6 protein-coding genes are annotated in these 6,777 nt (G+C 37.5%); all 6 read left to right on the top strand.

Annotated features, from left to right (window positions below):
* Positions 1 to 171: 171 nt before the first annotated feature.
* Complete coding sequence (gene gdhA / locus B4D49_RS02010) at positions 172 to 1,521, top strand: NADP-specific glutamate dehydrogenase (protein ID WP_132869891.1); 1,350 nt, start codon at positions 172 to 174, stop codon at positions 1,519 to 1,521.
* 155 nt (positions 1,522 to 1,676) lie between these two features.
* Positions 1,677 to 2,186, top strand: a complete 510-nt coding sequence (locus B4D49_RS02005) for a GNAT family N-acetyltransferase (protein WP_286783042.1) — start codon at positions 1,677 to 1,679, stop codon at positions 2,184 to 2,186.
* Entirely contained in the window at positions 2,183 to 2,593 is a 411-nt protein-coding gene (locus B4D49_RS02000; protein ID WP_286783041.1) for a peptide deformylase, read from the top strand. Before B4D49_RS02005 ends, B4D49_RS02000 begins: the two co-directional genes overlap by 4 nt.
* A 153-nt stretch (positions 2,594 to 2,746) precedes the next feature.
* Entirely contained in the window at positions 2,747 to 3,187 is a 441-nt protein-coding gene (locus B4D49_RS01995) for a MarR family winged helix-turn-helix transcriptional regulator (RefSeq protein ID WP_199543633.1), read from the top strand.
* A 3-nt stretch (positions 3,188 to 3,190) separates the two neighbouring features.
* A complete protein-coding gene (locus B4D49_RS01990) occupies positions 3,191 to 5,005 on the top strand; it encodes an ABC transporter ATP-binding protein (protein WP_132869501.1) in 1,815 nt (604 codons plus the stop codon).
* Positions 4,995 to 6,767, top strand: a complete 1,773-nt coding sequence (locus B4D49_RS01985; RefSeq protein WP_286783040.1) for an ABC transporter ATP-binding protein — start codon at positions 4,995 to 4,997, stop codon at positions 6,765 to 6,767. The genes B4D49_RS01990 and B4D49_RS01985 overlap by 11 nt, the downstream gene beginning before the upstream one ends.
* Positions 6,768 to 6,777: the final 10 nt, after the last annotated feature.

The raw sequence follows: 6,777 nt of genomic DNA, 5'->3' as shown, positions 1-6,777 counted from the left end.
ATGCATTAAATAAGGTCTTGAAACGGTGTATAACATGACGTGTAATGTTTTATAACATCGAAATGGAAAAATTTTCAAAAAGTTGCAGTAAATGCTTGACAGAAATATTCAGAAAATTTATAATATTTAATGTAATACAAAATTACAATCTCGTTTTTGGAGGAAATATATATGACAACAGGTAAAGAGTATGTAGCTGGCGTCTTTGAAAAGGTTAAAGCTCAAAATGCTCATGAACCCGAGTTTCTACAAGCTGTAGAAGAAGTGTTTGAATCACTTGTTCCAGTGTTCGATAAATACCCAAAATACGTTGAAGAAAATCTTCTTGAACGTTTGGTAGAACCTGAACGCATCGTTTCATTCCGTGTTCCATGGGTTGACGATAAAGGTCAAGTCCAAGTGAACCGTGGTTTCCGTGTTCAATTCTCATCAGCAATTGGTCCTTACAAAGGTGGTCTTCGTTTCCACCCATCAGTAAACCAATCAATCATTAAGTTCCTTGGATTTGAACAAATCTTTAAGAACTCATTGACTGGTCAACCAATTGGTGGTGGTAAAGGTGGTTCTAACTTTGATCCTAAAGGTAAATCAGATAACGAAATCATGCGTTTCTGCCAAAGCTTTATGACAGAGTTGAGCAAACACATTGGAGCTGACACTGACGTTCCTGCTGGTGATATCGGTGTTGGTGGTCGTGAAATTGGTTACCTCTATGGCCAATACAAACGTCTTCGTAACGAATACACTGGTGTTCTTACTGGTAAAGGACTTACTTATGGTGGTTCTCTTGCTCGTACTGAAGCAACAGGTTATGGAGCTGTTTACTTTGCTGAACAAATGCTGAAAGCACGTGGTGAAGATTTTGCTGGTAAAGTAGCTCTTGTATCAGGTTCAGGTAACGTTGCTATTTATGCAACTGAAAAACTTCAATCACTTGGCGCTAAAGTTGTTGCTGTTTCAGATTCATCTGGTTTTGTTTACGATCCAGAAGGAATTGATGTTCCACTTCTTAAACAATTGAAAGAAGTAGAACGTGCTCGCATCGTTAAATATGCTGATTCCCGTCCAAGTGCAACATTTACACCTGCATCTGAAGGATCAATCTGGAATATCAAAGCAGACCTTGCTTTCCCATGTGCAACTCAAAATGAAATCAACGAAGAACACGCTAAAGCTCTCGTTGCTAATGGTGTTATTGCTGTTACTGAAGGAGCAAACATGCCATCAACTCTTGAAGCTATCGAAGTCTTCCAAAAAGCTGGTGTTTCATTTGGACCTGCCAAAGCAGCAAATGCAGGTGGTGTAGCTGTTTCAGCTCTTGAAATGGCTCAAAATAGCCAACGTACACCATGGACTTTTGAAGAAGTTGATGCGAAACTTTACGATATCATGAAAGGTATCTACGAAAATGCAGCAGCTGCAGCCAAAGAATTTGGTGCAGAAGGCAACCTTGTTGTTGGTGCCAACGTTGCAGGATTCCTTAAAGTTGCTGAAGCAATGTCAGCACAAGGTATCGTCTAAAACATTTTTAGAATCGTACAGACGGATTCAACAAGCCATTTTTATCTTAAATTAATTCTCTAATATCAAATAACCGAATCGAGCTCACAAATGTGAGCTCTTTTGGTTACTTTAGTTTTTTGTTATAATAATTTTATTGAAAGTGAGGCCTGCTTATGGTGGTAGTGAGAGAAGCTTTAACCAGTGATGCTAGGGATATTTTAACGTTTTGTCGGCAGATTGGTTCTGAATCAGATAACTTGTCTTATGGTCATGAAGGTTTAGGAATTTCTGTTTCTGATGAAGAAAAGCTATTGACTAAGGTCCATGAAGATGAAAGGTCATGTTTTTTAGTTGCTAAAGAGGCTGATGAGTTAGTTGGAACTTGTAATTGTAGTGGTTTTCGTAAGGCTCGTCTATCTCATCGTGCTGAGATTGGTATTGCAGTAAAAAAAGACTATTGGAATCAAGGAATTGGTCGTCAACTTTTAACTCATTTAATAGACTTAGCCAAGCAATCAGGCTTGAAAGTTCTTTCGCTTGAAGTTCGTTCTGATAATAGCAGAGCTATTCACCTCTATGAAAGCTTAGATTTCCAAAAGATTGGAACCTTTAAACATTTTATGGAAATTAATGGAAAAGCCGTTGACTTTGATATTATGGAATTATTTTTGGAGAAATCATGATTAAAGACATTGTAAGAGATACTTTTTTCTTGGCGCAAAAGTCAGAAGAAGCAACAAAAGAAGATTTGTATTTAGCGCAGGATTTACAAGATACTTTGAATGCTAACCGTGCTAACTGTGTTGGAATGGCTGCAAATATGATTGGTGTTAAAAAACGCGTCATCATTGTTAATATGGGTGTGGCTGATTTGGTCATGTTCAATCCAGTTATGACAAATAAGTCCCTTCCTTTTGATACACAAGAGTCTTGTTTGTCCTTGCTAGGATCACGTCCGACACGTCGCTATCAAAAAATTGATGTGACATTCATGGATAAAAACTGGAATCAACAACGTTTAACGTTGACAGGACTTGCCGCACAGATTTGTCAGCATGAGTTGGATCATCTAGAAGGCATTATTATCTAAAAAACACTAGAAACGTTGATATAGCAGCGTTTCTTTTTATATAGTAAAAAAATACTTATCATGAGAACTTTTTTCTTGACTTTAGTTCTCATAAGAACTATAATGTGTTCTACAAGAATAAATCTTGAAAACTTTTCAGAAAGTGAGGAAAAAATGCGAGAAAGAGATCCATTTTCACAATTTCGATATTTTATTAATTTGATGGAAAACCGTGTTCATGAGGTCGGAGAGGCTCATGGCGTTGAAAATCTTGCAGGTCCACAAGGTTTTGCAGTTTTATATTTACGTGAAAATGAAGATAAAGAAGTTTTCATTAAAGATATTGAACGTAAACTTAAAATATCAAAATCTGTAACCAGCAATTTGATCAAGCGAATGGAAAAGAACGGGTATATTAAGGTCGTTCCATCAGAAGTTGATAAGCGTTACAAGCGTGTTGTTTTGACAGAACTTGGTAAAGCAAAATCAAAAGATATCGATGCTTTTCATGAAGCTATTCATAAGCAAATTTTGAAAGGGATTAGTCGTGAAGAATTGGAACTCTCAATGAGTGTCTTTGATCGCATTTTGAAAAACTTAGAAAACAAGGAGTAACGCATGTTAAAAATTTTTAAACGTTTAACGGCAAAAGAAGTCGTCATGATGCTTGTTGCCGTCTTATTTGTGTGTTTGAATGTTTTCTTGGATTTAAAAATTCCGGATTACATGTCTGACATCACATCCTTGCTCTCAACTCAAGGAACAGAAGCCAAGGATATTTTTGCTTGGAATCTTGATGCCCCTGGTATGCGTATGGTCTTGCTTTCTTTAGGAAGCTTTGCTGCGTCAGTAGTTGTCGGATTCTTAGCAGCCCGTATTGCAGCAAGTTTTAGTACACGCTTGCGCGATGATATTTTCCACAGTGTCTTAGATTTTTCAGATGCGGAAATCAAGAAATTTTCAATTCCAAGTCTTTTGACACGTACGACTAATGATATTACACAAATTCAGTTAGTCTTTACAATGGGACTTCAAGTCATTACTAAGGGACCGATTATGGCAATCTGGGCAATCACAAAGATTGCTGATAAAAATCATGAGTGGTTGTTAGTGCTTGTTGTTGCAGTAGCTGTTATGATTTTGATGTTGATTTTCTTGTTAATGATGGTTATGCCAAAACAACGTATGATTCAAAAATTAACAGATAAATTGAACAGTATTACACGTGAGTCATTGACAGGTATTCGTGTTGTTCGTGCTTACAATGCTGAAAGTTACCAAGATGGTAAATTTGCTAAAGCTAATGATAACGTGACAAACTTTAACCTCTTTATTAACCGTTCAATGGCTTTGATGTCGCCAGTCATGACAAGTATTTCAAGCGGGATGACCTTGGCCATTTATTGGATTGGTGCCTTCTTGATTGAGGATATTGCTATTCCAAAAGATCCAACTAAAATTGCTGGTGCTATGCAAGATAAAGTTAATATCTTCTCAGATATGGTGGTTTATTCATCATATGCCATGCAGGTGGTTATTGGATTTATGATGATGATTATTGTCTTCTTCATTCTTCCCCGTGCGGTTGTTGCTGCTGGTCGTATCAATGAAGTTTTAGATACAAAACCATCAGTACTTTATCCAGAAGAAAGTAAAGTTCAACCAGCCGAAAAAGGTTCTGTAGAATTTGATGATGTGTCTTTCCGATATAGCGATCACTCAGAAGCTGTTTTGGAACATGTTTCCTTTAAAGCTAAAGCTGGTGATACTGTTGCCTTTATCGGATCAACTGGTTCAGGTAAATCAACATTGGTAAACTTGATTCCTCGTTTCTACGATGCAACAGAAGGAACAATCAAGGTAGATGGTGTTGATGTTCGTGATTACGATCATGATACCCTTCATAAGATTGTGGGTTATATTCCACAAAAAGCTGTCCTCTTTAGTGGTGATATTGCTTCAAATATGGACATGGGTGATAGTAATAGTTCACCGCTTGATGATGACAAGATGTGGGATGCTCTTGATTTGGCTCAAGGTAGAGACTTCGTCGAAAGTAAAGAAGGGCACCTTAAGGCTCAAGTATCTCAAGGTGGTCAAAACTTCTCAGGTGGTCAAAAACAACGTTTGGCAATTGCTCGTGCGCTTGCTCGTAAACCTGAGATTATCATCTTTGATGATTCATTCTCAGCTCTTGACTATAAGACTGACCGAATCCTTCGTTCACAATTAAAAGAACGTACAGCAGATATGACAAAATTGATTGTTGCGCAACGTATTTCAACGATTATGGATGCTGATCAAATTTTGGTCTTGGATGAAGGTAAAGTGGTTGGTCAAGGTACTCACGAAGAACTTCTTGCAACAAATGAAGTTTATCGTGAAATTGCCTACTCACAATTATCTAAGGAGGAATTAGAAAATGGAAAATAAGAAAAAAGCATCTTTCTATAGCAGAATGAAGCCATATATCAAAGGTTTCCAATTTCCATTTGTCCTTGCGGTGATTGGAGCCATCATTTCAGCAACGGTTACAGTCATTGGGCCTGATAAACTAAAAGAAATCACTAACACTATCATGAAAGGTTTGACACCAACAAAAATGGGAACAATCCCAGGTGTTGACTTAGATAAGGTTGGCCAAATAGCTTTAACCCTTGCGGTTTTATATGTGATTTCAGCAGTAGTTGGTTACATTCAAAACTTTACAGTAGCGACAATTGTTCAACGATTTACACAACGTTTACGTACAGCTATTCAAGTAAAAATTGACCGTGTGCCACTCAACTATTTTGACAGCCACTCACAAGGGGATACCCTTTCTCGTGTGACAAATGACGTGGATTTGCTTGGCCAATCTCTTAACCAAAGTTTGGGAACATTGGTCACTTCAACAGTGCTTTTGATTGGTTCTATTTTCATGATGTTCCATTCAAATGTTAGTATGGCACTAACAGCTATTGGTTCTGTCTTTATCGGATTCTTGTTGGTGGTTGTGATTATGGGTTCATCTCAACCATTGTTTAAACGCCAACAAAATAACTTGGCAGCTGTTAACGGTTATGTTGAAGAAATTTATTCTGGTCATAATGTGGTAACAAGTTACAATGCTTCTGAAGAAATAAGTGAAGCTTTCAAGACATTGAACACAAACCTTTATAAATCAATGTGGCAATCACAGTTCTTGTCAGGGATTATGATGCCGCTAATGATTTTTATTGGTAACTTTGGTTACGTTATGGTCTGTGTGGTCGGTGCCGTTAAAGTGATTAATGGTGATATCACAATGGGTGATGTGGTTGCCTTTATGACATACGTGCGTATTTTCTCACAACCATTATCGCAAATTGCCCAAGCCTTCACACAAATGCAATCAGCTACAGCTGCCATGAGCCGTGTCTTCGAATTCCTTGAAGAAGATGAAATGGAAGATGAATCACACAAAGAACGTCAATTGTCTGATGTTAAAGGTGAAGTTACATTTGATAATGTCTTCTTTGGTTATTCTAAAGATAAAACAATCATTCATGATTTCTCTGCAGTTGCAAAACCTGGTCAAAAAGTGGCTATCGTTGGTCCAACAGGTGCTGGTAAGACAACCATCGTTAACCTTCTTATGAAATTCTATGAAATTGATAAAGGTCAAATTGCTATCGATGGTGTTGACACACGTTTGATGTCACGTGAAGAAGTTCATGATCAATTCTCAATGGTGCTTCAAGATACTTGGCTGTTTGAAGGAACAATCAAAGAGAACTTGATTTACAATCAAGAAAATATCACTGATGAACAAGTAGTAGCAGCAGCTAAGGCTGTTGGTGTTCACCACTTTATTATGACATTGCCTGACGGCTATGATACTTATCTTGATGATTCAGTGACTCTTTCTATCGGTCAAAAACAACTCTTGACTATTGCACGTGCCCTTTTGAAAGATGCTCCGCTTCTTATTCTTGACGAAGCAACATCATCAGTTGATACACGTACAGAAGAGTTGATTCAAAAAGCCATGGATAAATTGATGGAAGGTCGTACATCCTTTGTTATTGCTCATCGCTTGTCAACAATTAAAAATGCTGATTTAATCCTTGTAATGAAAGATGGTAACATCATTGAGCAAGGCAATCACGATGATTTGATGACACAAGGTGGTTTCTACGCCGACCTATACAATTCACAATTTGAAGTAGCTTAAAACTAAAACG

The organism is Streptococcus sp. UBA4344, from assembly GCF_002393675.1.
Taxonomy (GTDB): domain Bacteria; phylum Bacillota; class Bacilli; order Lactobacillales; family Streptococcaceae; genus Streptococcus; species Streptococcus vicugnae.
This window is presented reverse-complemented; position numbering and strand designations above follow the sequence as displayed.

What these genes read in the sequence shown, in the direction of transcription:
- gdhA (WP_132869891.1), top strand. Translation starts at nt 172, where the DNA reads ATGACAACAGGTAAAGAGTATGTAGCTGGCGTCTTTGAAAAGGTTAAA.
- B4D49_RS02005 (WP_286783042.1), top strand. Translation starts at nt 1,677, where the DNA reads ATGGTGGTAGTGAGAGAAGCTTTAACCAGTGATGCTAGGGATATTTTA.
- B4D49_RS02000 (WP_286783041.1), top strand. Translation starts at nt 2,183, where the DNA reads ATGATTAAAGACATTGTAAGAGATACTTTTTTCTTGGCGCAAAAGTCA.
- B4D49_RS01995 (WP_199543633.1), top strand. Translation starts at nt 2,747, where the DNA reads ATGCGAGAAAGAGATCCATTTTCACAATTTCGATATTTTATTAATTTG.
- B4D49_RS01990 (WP_132869501.1), top strand. Translation starts at nt 3,191, where the DNA reads ATGTTAAAAATTTTTAAACGTTTAACGGCAAAAGAAGTCGTCATGATG.
- B4D49_RS01985 (WP_286783040.1), top strand. Translation starts at nt 4,995, where the DNA reads ATGGAAAATAAGAAAAAAGCATCTTTCTATAGCAGAATGAAGCCATAT.